The sequence below is a fragment of the Vibrio sp. 03_296 genome, assembly GCF_002265885.1.
Genome location: NZ_NPKW01000122.1, coordinates 21,835 through 39,678, shown reverse-complemented (window position 1 = coordinate 39,678; position 17,844 = coordinate 21,835). Strand labels below are relative to the sequence as shown.

The window sequence follows — 17,844 nt, the reverse complement described above, 5'->3', positions numbered from 1 at the left end:
TTGAAGAGACGAACAGGGTCAACAGGTGGACGCCCATTATCTTTACAATAAAGATGAGCAACTTCATCACGAATGAATTCGAAGTCGATAGCATTATCGATTTTGCGCACTAAATGGTCTTTAGGAACTAACTGTTCCATCGTCACCATTTCCAGTTCGTATTGTTGCGGGGTGGGTTCTTGAAGCATATCGGAGTATCCATATTTCGATACCCCTATTAGATCAAAGGTCTAGCTCGAAAGCTAGACCTTTGTCAGCAGTCTGAAACGCCCAACTCATGAGTTGGGCGTTTTTTATGCCTGACAAAATCTTTGAACCCCAGCATCCGTGTCAACGGATGCTAAACGACTTGTTTGGTTTTGAACACTTCAGGCCAATACATCTTAACGTAGCCAGCAGATACCCATACAACGAGCACGGTGGCAATACTCAATTCAAGAAAACCAAAATCATGCAGCCATGCCCATTGAGGGTGGGACTCAGCAAAAAATGCGGTTAAGCGATGCATCGCAATGGCACTGATCACCGATGGGAAGGTAACGGCCGCGATGGAAGGTTGGAACTTCAATCTCAGTAATCGAATGTAGCATAGGTAAATCAGCAGCGTCATGGTAATGGCGATGCCCGATAACGCGCCAGTGAGGATAGGGTCTGGCTCTCTGAAGTTCACCAAATACGCGGCCAGCGAAAGGTTAACCGGAGCGGCCATGATGGCTAATGTCGGCCTTGCTCGCTTAGGTAGAGAACCAAAAAACACCAATCGGTAGAGAACCAGAGGCAGTAGGAAAAAATAGATCCCAATACAGACCATAGCCAGCGTTTCTGAAAAGACATTGTGACCAAATTGAGAACCGGCCAATGAGCTGCTGATCAATCCAACTGGGTAGAGGAACCAGCTTGGCACAATATTGGACATCTTAAAATTCATGATTTGGAAACTGAAAAACAGCACCATCATGGTAAAGTGCAGCAAAACCGCCATAAACCAAAGAGGGTAGGCGATCAACGGCGATACGACGGCCAAATAATCGCACAACACCAATAGCGCCATACTCATTGGAGCCATCAAACTTCCACTCAGAGGATGACGAATATCGTTGAGAAAGGTTTTGCCGTTGGTGGCATATTTGGCCAATACAGGTAAGAGTAATATCGCACCAAAAGCCGCAAGGAAAGGACGAATAGGTACGCCAACTTCTGGTAAATAGAGAGCCCAAGCTTGGCCTAAACCAATCATGCCCAACGCTAATGCAGCTTGAGAAGGGGGAACACTTTGGACTTGAACCAGCCTTCTCCAATTCAGCGAAAATTCCATTTGCGAATTTAACCTCAATTCGACGCACTACCTTTCTAGAGTGGGGATCCGTTCCCATTTAACCATGACTTAATAGAAGAATCAGCACCATTTAACCGTAAATTCAAGAAATCAGATGCGCATGAGCAAAATGGGCTCAGGGATGGTATCAACTTTGTGTGGTTGTTGCTTGGAAAAAATCGAATTTAGCGCAAAAAATCGGGATAAAGTCGTTTATCCCGATGCATTATTAGTGAGGAATCTTTACGAGTTTTGCTGCTCTGGTAGATCTTGCTGACGTAACTTGTCGTTCTTGATGGTTCTATGTAAAAGCTGGCTGTAGATGGGCTTACCGCCACAAACTTGCGCACAAATCACCGCACCAAGACTGGTAATGATCAGTGGCAAAATAAGGTAATAGTTGTTGGTCATTTCAATCACGAGCAGAATTCCTGTAATTGGTGCGCGGACCGTAGCGGCGAACAAAGCCCCCATGCCTGCAATGGCGAACATGCCCGGCTCGATGGGAAGATCGGGAAGTAGGATTTTCGCGGTGGCACCAAAGGCATAGCCGAACAGTGTGCCCAATGCCAACATAGGCGCAAAAATCCCGCCGGGTGCTCCTGAGCCAAAACAGATTAAAGTGGTCAAAACTCGTCCGACAAAGAGCATCACCAGAAGAGAAACGCTGTAGTTGCCGTTAGTGACGTCTGGAATAAGATGAATGCCGCCGCCCGTCAGCTCGGGAACATACAGTAATAGCAAACCAAAGATGCCACCGAGACAGGTTCCGGTGATCAAATAGCGTTTGCGATCGTTTTTGTGCAAGGCAACAAAGGCGTCTTGTGCGACAGTAACCAGTTTATTAAACAGCACACCGAATACGCCAAATAGCGCGCCCAATAACAAAAAGAGCCACAAAGCTTTTAGCTCGGGTGGTTGATATTGCGGCATGGTGATGACCGCATCTTGGCCGTTGATGGCACGAAACACGATATTGGCCATGACAGCAGAAATAATCACAGCTCGAATAGAGATCAGCGAGTAGCGAAATTGTGGACGCATCTCTTCGACCACGAACATGATCCCCGCAAGCGGAGCATTAAACGCGGCTGCCAAACCACCTGCCGCCCCTGAGGCGAGCAAAGAGTGGCGAGTGTCATCATCTTTTACTCGGAAAATGTCAGTGACCATGCGACCAACGGCGCCACCCATCTGAACGGTAGGCCCTTCGCGGCCCAGCACCATTCCTGAACCCAGTGCCCCCATGCCGCCAAAAAACTTCACGGGAATGACTCGCCACCATCTGACAGGGCGGATATTATCCATCGCCCCCTCGATTTCTGGTATACCTGAGCCAGCGGCCTCTGGCGCAAAGCGATGAACCAGAAAGTACCCCACAAATGCAAGCGCAGCACTGATCAAAATTGCAGCAAGCCAAAGGGGCAACAAATGACCAATTTCACTCTTTAACCAATCCGTCCGAGTCTCAGAAACAAAATGCACGGCGATTTCGAAATAGGTTCCAACCAGCCCAGCCAACACGCCAACCAGTGCCGCAAGGAAGAGCACAGAAATAGGGGTTGATCCGTGTGAGAGAAACTGATTGATCGCATCCTTGGGTACTTTTACTAATACGGACTGAATGATTCTCTCACGTTTGGTCATTTACCTTCTCCGACACAAATAGTTGAAGCACGAATTATAAGCTTGACCACTGTTACGCCTTAATCAGTAAAGATGCAAATTAGCTTTGCAGAAATCGTATTTAACGATGTACTAAATGTGATGGAGGTATCATTAATAAACGGGTGTGTCACTTGCAAATTCACCAATCTGAACCACACTTAAATTGTAAAGCAACATGCTGCTCGATAAGGAGGGATGTGAGGTTTTACACACAATTTGGATGGAATCAAAACTCTACTGTAGTTCCTCGTTTTTTGTTAGGGATGCATCTATAGTAATCCCAAATCGCAGACTCACGATTGAGTAACGAGGTAAAGGCGCACTGCTAGGTGCGCCTTATTAATTTGTGCTGTCCATGATTGATTTCCTGACATCTTGCTCTATGCTGTCTCTCCTCTGTTGACTCAAAAACCAATCAAATGCGTCGTTATTTAAGCTCGCTGTCCCTTTACATTTTTGCTATCGCTTCTCTATTGATGAGTGGGGTTGTGATTGCGCAATCTTGGTCCGTCGTTGGTCAAATAACACAAGCTGATCTCCCTCTTTCCAGTGCAGAAGTAGAACAAGAATCAGATAGTTATCGCTGTGAACACCAAGATGGAGAAGCTGTCTATTGTTATGATGCGCTTAATTATTATCAGCAAACATTCATAGGTGAAGTGACGTTTGAGACAAATATCGTCACCATGAAGTTAATGACGCCTTTCAACATGGCGGATTGGTCGCAACTTCAGTTGAACCTAAGAAAAGATTTGATGCAGATTGCGGAGGTTTCCGCGTCGGGTGACTCATTCGATGCGCAAGCACAATTAGCCAAAGCCAAGACTCAAAAGGAAAGAAACCTTGTTGATAAAAATTTGGTCATTTTTCTCAATAAATACCGAACGCATTCACAAACACAGCGTTGGCTTCCAGCTTCGCAGTATCACCTTCAACAGCCCTGCGTGTTAGCCGAAATCAGCCATGATCGTGAATGGATAACCTTGGTGATTACTCGTTTTCTGCGGCCAAAGAAGAACGAGAAATGAACGCTGCCATACCTTCTTGGTCTAAAAAACCATCTGCTTTCTTGTGCGCACGCAGGTATTGATAGCCAGCAATTATTTGTTGTTGGTTTGGCCATTCTTGTTCGTTGAGCTTTTGCCCGGTTACGTATTGATAAGCCATTTTAAATGCCTGCTCATCGACGACTTCTGCTTGTCGGTAAAGATAGCCGCAGCCAGTGGCTAACCACTCCAATGAACAGTTAGCTCGCATCGCAATTTGATTGGCTTTGGATAGACTAGGCTCAGTGCCTTTTAAGTCCTTGCGAATCAGGGCTTCCGACAGGTCTACACGGCGAGCGAAACCACTGACGCTCTCTTGGCCAATTAAGCTGGCTAATCTTTGGGCAAAACTCATCAATTCGTACTCCAGTTCGAATTCCTTGGGTTTACGCGTTGAGTCGACGGCAAAACAAGTCTAGGATTTAACAAGATAAATAAGGAGTACGCAATGGTAGCGAAAGTTGTAACAGCGCCACAAGGGCCAGAGTTTTCGGCGCTGGTTCAAGGTTATTGGCGTTTGGCTGAATGGAACATGACCCCTCAGCAACGTTTAACATTTCTAAAGCAACATATCGAAATGGGCATCACGACGGTTGACCATGCAGACATTTATGGACAATACGAGTGTGAACACTTATTCGGTGAGGCGTTGGCGTTAGACAAAAGCTTACGTAGCGATATTCAAATCGTGACGAAATGCGACATTAATTTATGTGGGGCAAAGCACCCAGATCGTAAGGTTAACCATTACGATACCAGTGCCGCGCATATTTATCAGTCAGTGAACAACTCGTTGGAACGTTTAGGGGTAGATGAGCTGGATGTGCTACTTATCCATCGTCCTGATGCTTTAATGGATGCCGACGAGGTAGCGGAAGCCTTCAACGAGCTGCACAAAGTGGGTAAGGTGAAGCACTTCGGTGTGTCGAATTTCTCTCCCCGTCAATTTGAGTTGCTTCAATCTCGATTGAGTAAACCACTGGTGACTAACCAAGTGGAAATCAATCCTCTTCAGTTTGACGTAGTGCACGATGGCACTCTGGACCAACTGCAGATGTTACGTGTTCGCCCAATGGCTTGGTCGTGTTTAGGTGGTGGCGCACTGTTTTCCGGCCAAGGCGAGCAGGAGAGTCGTGTGCGTAAAGAGTTAGAGGCGATTCGCGAAGAAGTTGGTGCGCAGAGCATCGATGAAGTGGTTTACGCTTGGGTGAGAAAGCTGCCATCGCTACCGATTCCTATCATTGGTTCAGGCAAAATAGAGCGAGTTCAAAGTGCCGTGAATGCATTGCAAATTGAGCTAAGCCGTGAACAGTGGTATCGAGTGTGGGTGGCTTCAAAAGGCCATGGTGTGCCATAGAAAAAAAAGAATCAGTGGCGGGTGAACCGTCACTGATGCACACGCGTATAACGCATCGCTTGGGCGAAAAAAGGATGTTTGATGACACTAGGATGTGGAAGTTTGGGGCGAAATAAAGCCACTTGGCGGACGTTGAGTTATCTTGCTTTGGCCTTTATTTTATTAGGCTGTTCCAATAAATTTCTATACACCAACCTCGATTGGGTGGTGCTCGAATATGTCGATGACTATGTGACATTGGAAAACGAGCAAGAAGCAATGTTGGACGAACGCTTGCAGCAATTGCTGCGCTGGCATCAAGAAGAAGAGTTACCGCTTTACGCCCGGCAACTACAACAGTTGGAAACGATCACCTCGGCACAAGTGTCCGCTGAATTTGTTATCGAGCAGCGAGAAGCCATTAAGCAGCACACAGCAAGGCTCGCCACGCGGGCCGCTCCCGATATCTACGCTTTAACACTTTCCCTTAGTGCCAAACAAGAACAAGAGTTGTTGAATAATTTGGCAAAAAAATATCAAGAGTTGGATGAAAAATACGGTGGCTGGTCGGAGCAAGAGCGTCGGCGTCGTTATGTTGAACGCATCGAAGAGAGCCTAGAGAAGTGGGTTGGCCGTTTAAACAAAGAGCAAAAATCGTTGGTGGTTCGTTGGGCCGATGAACTGCAAATCACTACACCACATTGGAAAGAGCATAGAAATAAAATGTTGGAAGTTGCCCGCCAGCTGTTAAACAACAAGCATGATCCCCATTATCTACATGAAAATTTGATGCGCCTTCTGTTGCAACCAGAGAGTTACTATAGTCCTGAGTTAAGCGAGAAAGTGAATTTCAATATTGCGTTAGCCAACCAGTACATTCCCCAAATCAGCCAAACCATGAGCGATAAACAGTGGCGACATTTTCGTGCTGAAGTAAAAAACTGGCGTGACTTAGCGAGTGAGTTGAACAATCAAATAGTCGGGCGCTAACAGACATACACTATGGAATGGTTTGCGTAATATTCCTCGTCAATGACAGAAAAACTGATTCAAAGCAATTTCTCATCTTTTCAAGTGCGTAAGATAGTTGCGTCGGGTTGTTCATACCACACTAACTTGTGCCTTCATTCTATGCCCGACAACTCGTAGAGCAGGTGTCTTCACCATAATGACTATATTCACCACTCTCGTTGGCTAAGAAGAAGAGAATTGCCATGAAACATTTAGTACAAAGATTTATTCGCTATGTGACGTTTGATACTCAATCAAACCCCAAAAAGAAATGCTGCCCAAGCACATCTGGACAAATGAAGTTTGCAGAGCATCTCAAACAAGAGCTGCTTGACCTTGGTCTCAGTCAAGTTGAGTTGGATGAGCATGGTTACTTGATGGCGAAGCTGCCAAGTAATGTGGCGTACCCAGTTCCAGCAATTGGCTTTATCGCACACATGGATACCGCGCCAGACGCCTCTGGCAAAAATGTGAAACCGCAGATCATAGAAGATTATCATGGCGGTGACATCGCGCTCGGCATTGGAGACGAAGTACTGTCTCCAGTGCAGTATCCTGAGCTGCATGCGCTACATGGTCACAATTTAATTACCACAGATGGCACTACTTTGCTGGGTGCCGACAACAAAGCTGGTATTGCGGAAATCTTATCGGCCATTGAGATGCTTATGGAAAATCCAAGCATTCCACATGGCGATATTTGTATTGGTTTTACGCCTGATGAAGAGATTGGCCGCGGTGCGGATTTGTTCAATGTGGAACGCTTTGGCGCAGAATGGGCCTACACCATTGATGGTGGGCCGCAAGGCGAGTTGGAATATGAAAACTTCAATGCATCCAGTGCAGACGTTATTTTTCATGGTGTGAGTGTTCACCCTGGCACAGCAAAAGACAAAATGGTGAACGCAATGACATTGGCATCGCAATTCCATTGCCGAATGCCAGCAGATGAAACGCCGGAAACCACCGAAGGCTACCAAGGTTTTTATCACCTCAAATCTGCCGAAATGGGTGTGGCGCGATCAGAGCTGGGCTACATTCTTCGAGACTTCGAGCGCGACGGCATTGCTCGCCGTAAGGCGCTTATGCAGTCCCTCGTGGACGATATGAACACACAACTTAAGCATGGCTCGGTTGAGATCCGCTTCACCGACAGCTACTACAACATGAAAGAGAAAGTTGAGCCTTTTCCACATGTGATTGAGTTGGCGAAGCAAGCAATGGAAGTGTGCGATGTTGAACCTATCATTAAGCCTATCCGTGGTGGAACGGATGGAGCTCGTTTATCCTTCATGGGATTGCCTTGTCCAAACATTTTTACGGGCGGCTACAATTTCCACGGTATTCATGAATTTGCGTCAATAGAACAGATGGAAAAATCGGTTCAGGTGATTGTGAAAATTGCGGAATTAACAGCGAAAAAGTACGCTTAACGCTTCTATAAGCATCAAAAAATAGCCCAGCATTGCTGGGCTATTTCCTTAATAATTTCCTCAATAACGTGCCGTTTAATGGCGGAGAGATCAGCGTACGCCTTCTTCGCCTAGTTCATCGACAGGAAGCCAATTTACTTCGACACCTGCTTGATTGAACATATCTTGGCTTACGGCAATTTTGTCACCCCAACGGGAAAGAAAATCTTCCGATTGCTCAGGGCAGTGCACGCGCGAAATGCCCGTTTGAATAATCTTTGCGGCACAATTTGGGCAAGGAAAATGGGTGACCCAAATTTCGCATCCGTCTAAATCACGTTTAGAAAATAGAATGGCATTCTCTTCGGCGTGCAGTGTTTTGAGGTATTTCAGTTCACGCTCGTCGGTGTCGACGCTATCGGAAACACCGTGTGGATATCCGTTGAAGCCAACAGAAACGATACGGTTCTGTTTGGTGATCACCGCACCCACTTGAGTGGATGGGTCTTTACTCCAAGAGGCGACTAATTCTGCCATTTGATAGAAGCGTTTTGCCCATTTAGAAATCATTCATTACCCTCTCTTCATTAGGCTGTTGGCTGAATAATAACGTATTTTATTTAAAAACATAGTCATCACTGATGATATCTGCTGAAAAGCCTTCTCTGCACTCATCAATCCGATGGAAAAACCGCTTCTTTAGCCGGTGAATCTTGCTCATGTCCCTCGTGCTTCAAGGGATTCGGTGTTACATCAGTTCAACAACTCGATGCAGTTGATAACCTTCTTTTCTGCTCGTTTCAGACCTTTACAGTTTGAAACAGTTTTGAGTTTTTATCTGATAGTTCTCGGACAATTCTTGTAGCAAGCTTGCGTATTTTAAACGAAACTCCGTTTTATAAGCATGGTAAATGTATGAAATTAAAACCAATTGTCGGACTTATTGTAGCTTCGGCTCTGTTGGCAGGATGCGAGGACAAAGCTCTTCAGCAGCATAATACGATGGCGCCACTGGTCGTGACGCAAGAGGTACTGATGTTAGATTATCAACCTAGCAACGCCTATATCGGGCGTGTGGAAGCGGTTGAAGATACCAACATTACTGCACAAGTCTCTGGCTATCTGAAAGCTCGCCATTTTGAGGAAGGCCAATTGGTTGAAAAGGGTGCGCTACTTTACACCATTGAACCATCGTCGTTTGAAGCTCAGGTTGCCAGTGCGAAGGCGTCGCTGGCTCAAGCGAAAGCCTCATTGAAGAAAGCGGAGTTAGATCATCAACGTGGTAAGAATTTGCTACCACGTGGCAGTATTTCGCAGTCGGAATTCGATGCTTTGACTGCTGGTCTACTGGGCGCACAAGCGCAACTTGAAGCGGCAAATGCACAGTTGAAATTGGCGGACGTTAACCTTTCTTATACTCAAATTCGAGCGCCATTTTCAGGCCGCATTAGCGATTCCAAAGTCAGTACGGGAGATCTGGTTTCTCCTTCTTCAGGCATCTTAACCACCTTAGTCAGTCTCGATCCCATTCATACTGCATTCAGCATTAGCGAGCGTGAGCGTTTGGCTCTCGGTATCGAAAGAATAAAGGGAGATGGCTCTACACCATCGGCTGGTGTGGAAGTCCAGCTGCAACTGGAAAATGGTAAAGAATATCCCCATTTAGGGCGCTTGGATTACTTGGGTAATCGCATTGATACCAAAACGGGCACCATTGCATTGAGAGCGGTAGTGGAAAATCCCGATCATCAATTGCTGCCGGGTCAACACATCAAAGTCAATTTGCGAGAGAAACAAGCTCAGTCGGTGGTGGTGGTTCCGCGTCGTGCAGTGCAGACGGATCTTGAAGGGCATTTCGTAATGGTTATGACACCGGGGGAGGTGGCTGAGCGTCGAAATGTCTCTTTAGGTGCACAAGTTGAACAAGGTGTGGTGATTCGCCAAGGCTTGACGCAGGATGACGTTGTTATCACCCAAGGATTGCAGCGTGTGAGAAACGGCATGCAAGTGCGTGTGCAAACGCCAGCCGAATCGAAGCAGTAAGGAGGCGTTATGTTAAGTCGTTTCTTTATTCAGAGACCCAAGTTTGCACTGGTGATCTCAATTATTCTCACGCTGGCTGGTGCCATTGCTCTGGCGGTCTTACCCGTTGCGGAATACCCCAAAATTAGCCCACCGTCGGTGAGCGTGACCGCGTATTACACCGGCGCGAGTGCCGAGGTAGTGGAGCAGGCGATTGCGGATCCGATCGAAACCTCGGTCAACGGCGTAGAAAACATGATCTACATGTCGTCCAAGAGTGCCAACGATGGATCGTACAGCCTAAATGTGACCTTTGATGTCGGCACCGATCCAGACATGGCACAGGTGAACGTGCAAAACCGTGTTGCCCAAATTGAGTCAAAGCTGCCGCAAGAAGTACGCATGGTCGGCGTGACAGTGAAAAAACGCTCTCCGGATTTGTTGATGGTACTGAACTTCTATTCGCCCGATGGCAAATATGACGATCAATTCTTAATCAACTACATCAACCTCAACGTTAAAGACCAACTTGCGCGCGTTAAAGGCATTAGTGAAGTGAACGTGATTGGTGGTGGTGAGTACGCGATGCGCGTTTGGCTTGATCCTGAAAAAATGGCTAACCTCAAGCTTACCACCTCGGATGTCTATTCTGCATTAAGCCAGCAAAACGTCCAAGTTGCCGCCGGGCGTATTGGTGCTGCGCCCTACAATAACCCTCAGGAAGTTCAGTTCAACCTAGTAACAAAAGGGCGTTTGGAGGGCGTTAGCGAGTTTGAGAATGTGGTATTGCGAGCCAACCCTGATGGTTCAAGCGTTTACTTAAAAGATGTTGCCAGAGTGGAATTGGGGAAAAAATTCTACGATGGTAACGGTAAGTTCCGTGGGCGCGATGCGTCGATCGTGGCACTGTCGCTGCAATCTGATGCCAATGCACTAGAAAGCGGGCAAGCAGTGATGGCGCTGCTTGAACGTTTAAGTGGTAATTTCCCTGAAGGGATGGCGTATGAAACCAGCTATGACACAACGGTGTTTGTGGCGGAATCCATTAAAGGGGTAGTGAAGACTCTGATTGAAGCGATTCTACTGGTGATTGCCGTGACTTACTTGTTCTTGGGGAGTGCACGTGCAACGTTGATACCGGTTGTGGCGATCCCTGTCTCTCTGATCGGTACCTTTGCGGTTATGCTTGCCACGGGCTTTACCATCAACACCGTCACGCTGTTTGGTTTGATCTTAGCCATTGGTATCGTGGTTGATGATGCCATTTTGGTGATCGAAAACGTCGATACGACGATGGCGAAGGATCCAAGTATCTCACCACGCAAAGCTACTTTAATGGCGATGAAAGAAGTGACCGGACCAATCATTACCTCTACGTTAGTACTGTTGGCGGTTTTCTTGCCAGTGGCGATGCTACCGGGTATTACCGGCATCATGTACCGCCAGTTCGCGTTGACTATCTGTATCTCGGTGGTGATCTCGTCGATTAACGCCTTGACCTTAGCGCCCGCACTTTGTTCGTTGGTGCTTAAACAGGGTGGTGAAAACACCGCAAATTGGTTTAAAACCTTCAACCGTGGTCTCGAGCGCGTCACTGAACGTTATGGCCAGGTGGCGGGATTCTTAGTGAAAAAATCACTGTTACTGGTGGCTTTTTTCATGGTTGCTGTTGCTGCGGTGGTGTTCTTTGCCAAAACCACGTCTACCGCTTTTGTACCGCAAGAAGATAAAGGCATCTTGCTGGTCAATGTGCAACTGCCAGACTCTGCTTCTTTGTCTCGCACCGAAGAAGTGACCAATCATCTTCTTAACATGGTAGAGCAAGAGTCGGGAGTGGATGGTGTGACGGTGGCCAATGGCTTTTCGTTTATGACGGGAGCTGCCGCTTCGAATGGCGCTTCCCTGTTTATCAAGTTGCACGATTGGGAAATGCGTAACGGGTTAAATGGCAACCACTCAGCGAATGCGATTGCTCAGCGTATTAATGGCAGAGCAGCAATGGAACTGCCACAGGCCGTTGTGTTTGCTATGGGGCCGCCGGCAGTGCCGGGAATGGGCGCCGCTTCGGGTTTTGAGTTTGTACTAGAAGATACGCTGGGCCGAAGCCGAACCGATTTAGCGATGGTGATGGGAGAAATGATCCAAGCGGCGAATCAAGCGCCTGAAATTGCCTATACCTTTAGCACGTTTCGAGCGAATGTACCGCATTACTATGTCGATATTGATCGTGAAAAAGCGCAGCAACTAGGCATTCCGCTGTCGTCGATCTTCCAAACGTTACAGGGCAATCTTGGTTCGATGTACGTGAACGATTTCACTATGTTTGGCAAAAACTTCCGTGTGACGATGCAGGCCGATAGTGAACATCGCAGCAGTATGGACGATCTGTCACGTTTCCACGTTCGTACCTCCTCCGGTGACATGGTGCCACTTAGCACACTGCTGAGTTATGAACAGGTGTTTGAACCGGATGTGGCATGGCGTTACAACATGTATCGCAGCGCCATTATTCAAGGCCAACCTGCGCCCGGTTATTCCAGTGGTGATGCCATTGCGGCGATGGAACGCATTGCGGCAGAGCTGCTTCCTCAAGGGTACACTTACGAGTGGACTGGTATGGCGTATCAAGAAGTATTGGCAGGAAACCAAGCGATTTACGCTTTTGCGCTGGCGTTAATTTTCATCTACCTGTTCATGGTGGCTCAGTATGAAAGTTGGACCATTCCGTTGGCGATTATTTTGGTGGTACCCGTGGCGACGTTAGGATCATTCCTTGCGCTGAACTTAACCGGGACACCACTGAATCTCTATGCTCAGATAGGTTTGGTTCTTCTCATCGCCCTGGCGGCCAAGAATGCCATCTTGATTGTGGAATTTGCCAAGCAGCAAAGGGAAGAGAAAGAGGTGGCCATTGATGAGGCTGCCGTTCAAGGTGGTAAACTGCGCTTCAGGGCCGTAAACATGACATCTTGGTCGTTTATTCTCGGGATTTTCCCGCTGATTTTCGCTGCAGGCGCTGGTCATGTGAGTCAAAACTCACTGGGCATCTCTCTTGTTGGCGGCTTGCTGTGCGTGTTATTGGCCGGTACCTTCCTGATCCCTGGTTTCTATGCGTTGGTGCAAAGAAAGCGGGAGCAAGCGCACGGAGGCAGCACCAAGCTCATTCCATTGGATGATGAATAGTGAGAAGAACCTCTTCTTCTGACCGATAAAAAAATGCCCCAACTGAGTTGGGGCATTTTTATAAGCATTGAATGCTATTAACGTTGACGAGTTTTAAACTGAGCGACCGCGTTGTCCATCGAATGCGCTTGCTCGGAGACAAGGTCTACTTCTCTCAAACACTCTTGCGCTGAGTGCATGTTGTTTTCCGAAATGGTGTTCAGCTCGGTAATGGAGCCGCTTACTTGGCCCATAACCACACCTTGCTCTTCAATGGCTGAAGCGATGCGTTCTGAGTTGGCCTGAATATTGGTCATGTCATTGATGATCTGGCGCAGGCTTGAATCAAGCTGTTCAGAAGCATGTAGGGTTTCTTGGCCTTGTTCATTACATTGGTCGATATCTGATACCACTTTAGCCATTTGCGATTGGATCGCTGAGACCACCTTCGTAATCTCTTCTGTTGACTGATGGGTGCGGCTGGCTAGAGCACGAACTTCATCCGCAACCACGGCAAAGCCTCGGCCTTGTTCTCCGGCACGTGCTGCTTCAATTGCCGCATTGAGCGCCAGTAGGTTAGTTTGCTCTGCGATGCCTTGAATGATCTCGACCGCGCCGCCAATTTTTTCAACATGGCCATTGAGTGAACCAATCGACTGTTGACTGTTGGCTAAGATCCCCGTCAATTGATCGATGTTTTTCACGGTCGACTCTACGACGTTACGGCCAGATTTCGCGTTCTTCGCCGCTTGTTGTACACCTTCCACCGCAATATTGGTGCTTTCAGAAATCTCACCAATAGTTGCCACCATTTCTTGAACAGAAGTGGCCATCGTGCTGGTGTGATCCGCTTGAACGTGGAACTGCTCGATCACGCCTTCAAGCTCAGTGTGCATATTATTAGTGCTACTGGTGAGCTGGGACGATTTTTCTTGAGAGCTGAAAATCAATTGCTCGATTTTTTCCAACAAAGTATTCAGTTGCTGGCCAATCATCGTCAACTCATCGTTCCCTTTTAGCTCACTTCGTAAACCAATGTTGTTGGTTTCAGAAATGGCTTTAATCGTGGTAGCAAGGGCATGGACTTGATTGTTAATCGAGCGAGAAATTTGCAAGATAACAATCACCAGCAGCGCCAGCAAACCGATCGTGATGATCTGTTTTACCACACCCATTTCTTCTTCTTGAGTGGCATTGGCTTCATTCAGCGCTTTAGAAAACGATTTAAACTGCTCTTCAACTTGGTGGGAGAGATTACGTACATCGCCCAGTAAGCCCTTGTTGTAAGCAACGCCAATAACCACACGCTGATTCACCACCTCTTTAGCGGCGCGAGTCAATGTTTGTGTGTTGCTAATACCAGCAAGTAAGTTCTCTTGCAGATCACCTTTGAGCGTCGCACTATTAAACTCGATGAGTTTCAATAATTGGTCCGCATCGGCATTCTGTTTCACGGCATCCAGAGCAGTAAAGTAGCTGGCAAGCAAGCCTTGTTCGTTAGAAAGCCCTAAGGTTTGAGAAGCGGCGACAAGAGTCTGGAAGCCTTTTTGGTACTTGAGCAAGTCTTGTCGAAACTGGGCGCTGGATGGAAGGTCATTGGCGTCCAAAATAGCTTCCAACTGTTTCTCAGTTGCCACAAATATGTCGACGTTTTTATCAAACGAGCTGAGGTATTTCGCATCGCTTCGCAATAAGAAATCTTTTTCGTTTCGACGTAGGTTGAGGAGACGAATTTCCAAGTCACCGACCAATTTAATAGCCTGCTGTAATTGGTTGGATTTATCCACAAAGTGGTTTGAGGCGAATAGAAGGGTAATGATACCGAGAATGGCTATTGCACCTAACGCATAGAGCTTCTGCTTGATAGTCATACTTAACACCTTTGATATGTAAGCAGTATATAATTTGGCGAGATTATACAGTGCTCACTTAAATTGACTAAATTATTAATAACTTTTATTGCACCTAGCTCTAGTTTTTTATCTTTATAACCCACTGTTAAATGGTTAGTTTTAATTTTGAGACAGTTTCAATATAGCGCCATTACCAAACACTAACCTTAATAGTGCATTTTTCCTTTTTGTTCACTTTTGTCTCTTTCAAAGGCCAATTTTTCATTAACTTTCTACGTATTGATTCCTAAAGACTCTTATAAGTGTAGAATCGTTTAATCAAAAATCACGAAATAAGACAGAATTAACCTCATGACTGAAATCCCTTTTAACGGCTACACCGGCTTTATTTTTGATATGGATGGCACCTTAATTGACACTATGCCGGCACATCTTATCGCTTGGGAAAAAACAGCAGAGCATTTTCAGTTCCCGTTTGAACAGCGATGGATCCACAGCTTGGGAGGTATGCCGAGTTTTAAAATAGCCGCAGAGATTAATAAAAAGTACGGTTTATCGCTGGTGCCAATGGATGTTTCGCAATTCAAAATGGCAGCCTTTGCGGCATTGGATGAGCACGGAGATGTGATCGAATGTACACACCGAGTCTTAGAAAAGTATTTGGGTCAAAAGAAAATGGCAGTGGGAACAGGCAGCCAGAGAGAGAGTGCGATTCGCCTGCTGACCAAAGCCAACTTACTCGATAAATTGGATGCGCTCGTCAGTGCCACAGAGGTGCAGAATCACAAACCGCATCCAGACACGTTTTTGTTGGCAGCGCAGCAATTGAGGCTGCCTGCAAATGAGTGTGTCGTTTTCGAAGATACCGAGCTTGGAAAGCAAGCCGCTCATGCCGCGAAAATGGACTGCGTGATGGTGGAAAATGGTGAGCTGGTGTTCTATCCGGTGAACTAAAAGTGCTTTGCAGCGAAAAGCCACAATGCCACCTGTTGGTGGCATTGTGGTTGATGGTTTTGTATGCGTTTGGTGTTATTGGATTTCCAATAACTCAACATCAAAGATCAACACACTGGCTGGTGGAATTGGACCAGAGCCGCCTTTGCCATAACCTAAAGTGCTAGGGATAAAGAGGCGGACTTTCTCACCTTCAACCATATATTGAAGGCCTTCTTGCCAGCCTTTGATGACTTGGTTGAGATTAAAACTGATTGGCGAACCGCGCTCAACAGAGCTGTCGAATACGGTTCCATCCGTAAGCATGCCATGATAATGGACTTTAACTTTACTGCTCGCAGTAGGGTGCTTGTCGCCGTGACCTTTTTCTAATACTTGGTACTGCAGGCCACTTTCAGTGGTAATCACACCTTCTTTCTTACTGTTTTCTAGCAAGAAGGCTTGGCCTTTTTCAAAGTTCACTTCTGCTGCTTTATGATTGTTCCAAGTGCGATAAATCATAAAAATCGCAAGCACTAGAATGATCAGGGGTAGGATTAATTTAGACACGTAATACCTCTATTCCGTTAAGGTTTGCTAAGCAAAAATTTGATGGTGCTACCAATTTCTTCCGCATTTTGGTGTGCAGAAGTGATGACTTGGTATTTACCGTTGACGATGAAAGTCGGTACCGAGTTGATTTGTGCGACCTGTGAAATCTCATCTGCGTTTTGGAACAACTCAAACATTTTTTCTTGCTGTGCTTTTTCAAGTTGGTATGGGCTTACCAAACCACGTTTCTCAAAAGCGGCTTCGAGCGCTTGCTGTTTTTCAACCCCCGACACTTCCGGCCCCATTTGGACTGCGGCAAAAAGCTCATTCATAAAGTCATGATCTGGGATGTCATTTAGCTGCATCATTGCGGTATAGAAGATGAAGGCACTGATTTGAGCGCTGTCATTGAAGGTAACATGCAGTTTGCCAAACGTTTTGCCCGTTTGTTCTTGCAACTGGGGAATCACACTTTCCATTGTGCGGCAGTGGCCACAAGTCAGTGCGAAGACTTCGGTAACCTCAGGTAGCTGGTAACTTGTTAAAGATTTCGCCAAGGTTTTGTACTGAACGCCTTCAGTGGGTTGGTTATTGTCACTACAAGCGGTTAACACCAGCGCAGCAAGCAAAAGAAGTGAGATGTGCTTAATTCGGTTTAGCATAATCAACTCAAAATAGTAGAAAATAGACCTAAGTTTAACGGCTTAGCGGCAAGGCGAAAACCGATAATTTTTGATAACTTGCACTTTGAAACAATATCTCAAAGCGCTGACGACGCTTTGGTAAGCAATCGTGATGAAAACCGAAGAAAAACCTAAAGATTTTGCTAACTGGTCGATACTATACAAGAGGACTAGTTAGAGCTTTTTGGGTTGCGCTGATGAAAAAACAAAGTTTGTTTGCATGTGTGTTGTTGTCGGGGTGTGCGAATTTGATCGTACCGCCAAACATGCTCGATGTCGCACCGAAAACCAATGAGGAGTTGGTTTATCCTGAATGGGGTGGTGAAGAGGTTTCTCCTCCATCTCCATCGCCTCAAATGATGCAAGCTCAGAAGCCTCAGGCACAGTCAGACTCTTTACAATCGTTTCTTCAACGTAATGCGATTCAATACCAAGTCTTACCCGGTGACCACATCATGATTCATCTTACAGAGACGATTCATTTCAAAACCGGTTCTGCGGAAGTTTCCCCTGTATCCGCTCGATGGATAGGGCTGTTAGGCAATTATCTGAATCAGAGAAGCGATGTGGATATTGTGATTGATGGCCATGCGGATAGCACGGGGACGACAGGTTTCAACAATTCTCTTTCTGAGCGTAGAGCAGAAGAGGTGAAAAAGCAGTTGTTGATGTCGAGAGTACCGGAATCCAGAGTCTATACTCGGGGTTATGGTGAATATCTTCCAGCCTGCAGTAACACCTCAATCAATGGACGAAAGTGTAACAGACGTGTCGAACTGATGCTGATTGTAACCAAATAACGCAGCTGCAACACGAGCAAAAATAAAACGGAATAAATGGCCAAAGGCACT

At 46.5% G+C, this 17,844-nt stretch carries 15 protein-coding genes and 1 pseudogene; 8 read left to right on the top strand and 8 right to left on the bottom strand.

Going from position 1 to position 17,844, the window contains the following annotated elements; genetic code table 11:
- The 3 genes and pseudogenes from CIK04_RS14855 to clcA all read right to left on the bottom strand — a co-directional run.
- A pseudogene (locus tag CIK04_RS14855) lies at positions 1-188 on the bottom strand (IS5/IS1182 family transposase); the annotation flags it as partial.
- Between the two features lie 152 nt (positions 189-340).
- Positions 341-1,315: a TDT family transporter gene (locus CIK04_RS14850; protein ID WP_176463348.1), complete on the bottom strand. Its 975-nt coding sequence runs from the start codon at positions 1,313-1,315 to the stop codon at positions 341-343.
- A 243-nt stretch (positions 1,316-1,558) separates the two neighbouring features.
- Positions 1,559-2,962: a H(+)/Cl(-) exchange transporter ClcA gene (gene clcA / locus CIK04_RS14845; RefSeq protein WP_039546779.1), complete on the bottom strand. Its 1,404-nt coding sequence runs from the start codon at positions 2,960-2,962 to the stop codon at positions 1,559-1,561.
- Between the two features lie 440 nt (positions 2,963-3,402).
- Between clcA and CIK04_RS14840 the strand changes: the two genes are divergently transcribed.
- Positions 3,403-4,011 carry a hypothetical protein gene (locus CIK04_RS14840; protein ID WP_097352286.1) on the top strand — a complete coding sequence of 203 codons (609 nt, stop codon included), beginning with the start codon at positions 3,403-3,405 and terminating at the stop codon, positions 4,009-4,011.
- On the opposite strand, the gene CIK04_RS14835 is transcribed toward CIK04_RS14840, so the two are convergent.
- Positions 3,974-4,384, bottom strand: coding sequence for a DNA-binding protein (locus CIK04_RS14835; RefSeq protein WP_097352287.1), 411 nt, complete (start codon positions 4,382-4,384; stop codon positions 3,974-3,976). The two genes, CIK04_RS14840 and CIK04_RS14835, sit on opposite strands and share 38 nt — an antisense overlap.
- Positions 4,385-4,477: 93 nt before the next feature.
- Here CIK04_RS14835 and CIK04_RS14830 point away from each other — a divergent pair, with 93 nt between their 5' ends.
- The 3 genes from CIK04_RS14830 (at position 4,478) to pepT (ending at position 7,809) form a co-directional block, all read left to right on the top strand.
- On the top strand, positions 4,478-5,386 hold the full coding sequence (locus tag CIK04_RS14830) for an aldo/keto reductase family oxidoreductase (RefSeq protein ID WP_097352288.1): 909 nt from the start codon (positions 4,478-4,480) through the stop codon (positions 5,384-5,386).
- Positions 5,387-5,467: 81 nt separating this feature from the next.
- Positions 5,468-6,355: a DUF6279 family lipoprotein gene (locus CIK04_RS14825; RefSeq protein ID WP_097352289.1), complete on the top strand. Its 888-nt coding sequence runs from the start codon at positions 5,468-5,470 to the stop codon at positions 6,353-6,355.
- 224 nt (positions 6,356-6,579) lie between these two features.
- Entirely contained in the window at positions 6,580-7,809 is a 1,230-nt protein-coding gene (gene pepT / locus CIK04_RS14820; RefSeq protein WP_058666779.1) for a peptidase T, read from the top strand.
- Between the two features lie 90 nt (positions 7,810-7,899).
- Here the strand turns inward: pepT and CIK04_RS14815 are convergent, their stop codons facing one another.
- Positions 7,900-8,358: a dCMP deaminase family protein gene (locus CIK04_RS14815; protein ID WP_015728084.1), complete on the bottom strand. Its 459-nt coding sequence runs from the start codon at positions 8,356-8,358 to the stop codon at positions 7,900-7,902.
- Positions 8,359-8,703: 345 nt separating this feature from the next.
- On the opposite strand from CIK04_RS14815, the gene CIK04_RS14810 reads away from it, so the two are divergent.
- Positions 8,704-9,831, top strand: coding sequence for an efflux RND transporter periplasmic adaptor subunit (locus CIK04_RS14810; RefSeq protein ID WP_097352290.1), 1,128 nt, complete (start codon positions 8,704-8,706; stop codon positions 9,829-9,831).
- 9 nt (positions 9,832-9,840) lie between these two features.
- Positions 9,841-12,993 (top strand): multidrug efflux RND transporter permease subunit VmeZ, encoded by a 3,153-nt coding sequence (gene vmeZ / locus CIK04_RS14805; protein WP_097352291.1) that lies wholly within the window; start codon positions 9,841-9,843, stop codon positions 12,991-12,993.
- A 77-nt stretch (positions 12,994-13,070) separates the two neighbouring features.
- Here the strand turns inward: vmeZ and CIK04_RS14800 are convergent, their stop codons facing one another.
- The gene (locus CIK04_RS14800; protein WP_176463347.1) at positions 13,071-14,843 is read right to left on the bottom strand and encodes a methyl-accepting chemotaxis protein; all 1,773 of its coding nucleotides are present in this window, start codon (positions 14,841-14,843) and stop codon (positions 13,071-13,073) included.
- A 333-nt stretch (positions 14,844-15,176) separates the two neighbouring features.
- Between CIK04_RS14800 and CIK04_RS14795 the strand changes: the two genes are divergently transcribed.
- Positions 15,177-15,779: a beta-phosphoglucomutase family hydrolase gene (locus CIK04_RS14795; protein WP_017422651.1), complete on the top strand. Its 603-nt coding sequence runs from the start codon at positions 15,177-15,179 to the stop codon at positions 15,777-15,779.
- Positions 15,780-15,854: 75 nt separating this feature from the next.
- Here the strand turns inward: CIK04_RS14795 and CIK04_RS14790 are convergent, their stop codons facing one another.
- Both CIK04_RS14790 and CIK04_RS14785 read right to left on the bottom strand, forming a co-directional pair.
- Positions 15,855-16,328, bottom strand: coding sequence for an FKBP-type peptidyl-prolyl cis-trans isomerase (locus CIK04_RS14790; RefSeq protein WP_017422652.1), 474 nt, complete (start codon positions 16,326-16,328; stop codon positions 15,855-15,857).
- A 17-nt stretch (positions 16,329-16,345) separates the two neighbouring features.
- Positions 16,346-16,972 carry a thiol:disulfide interchange protein DsbA/DsbL gene (locus CIK04_RS14785; protein WP_176463346.1) on the bottom strand — a complete coding sequence of 209 codons (627 nt, stop codon included), beginning with the start codon at positions 16,970-16,972 and terminating at the stop codon, positions 16,346-16,348.
- Positions 16,973-17,190: 218 nt separating this feature from the next.
- Between CIK04_RS14785 and CIK04_RS14780 the strand changes: the two genes are divergently transcribed.
- Positions 17,191-17,793 (top strand): OmpA family protein, encoded by a 603-nt coding sequence (locus tag CIK04_RS14780; RefSeq protein ID WP_097352294.1) that lies wholly within the window; start codon positions 17,191-17,193, stop codon positions 17,791-17,793.
- The last annotated feature ends 51 nt before the right edge of the window (positions 17,794-17,844 follow it).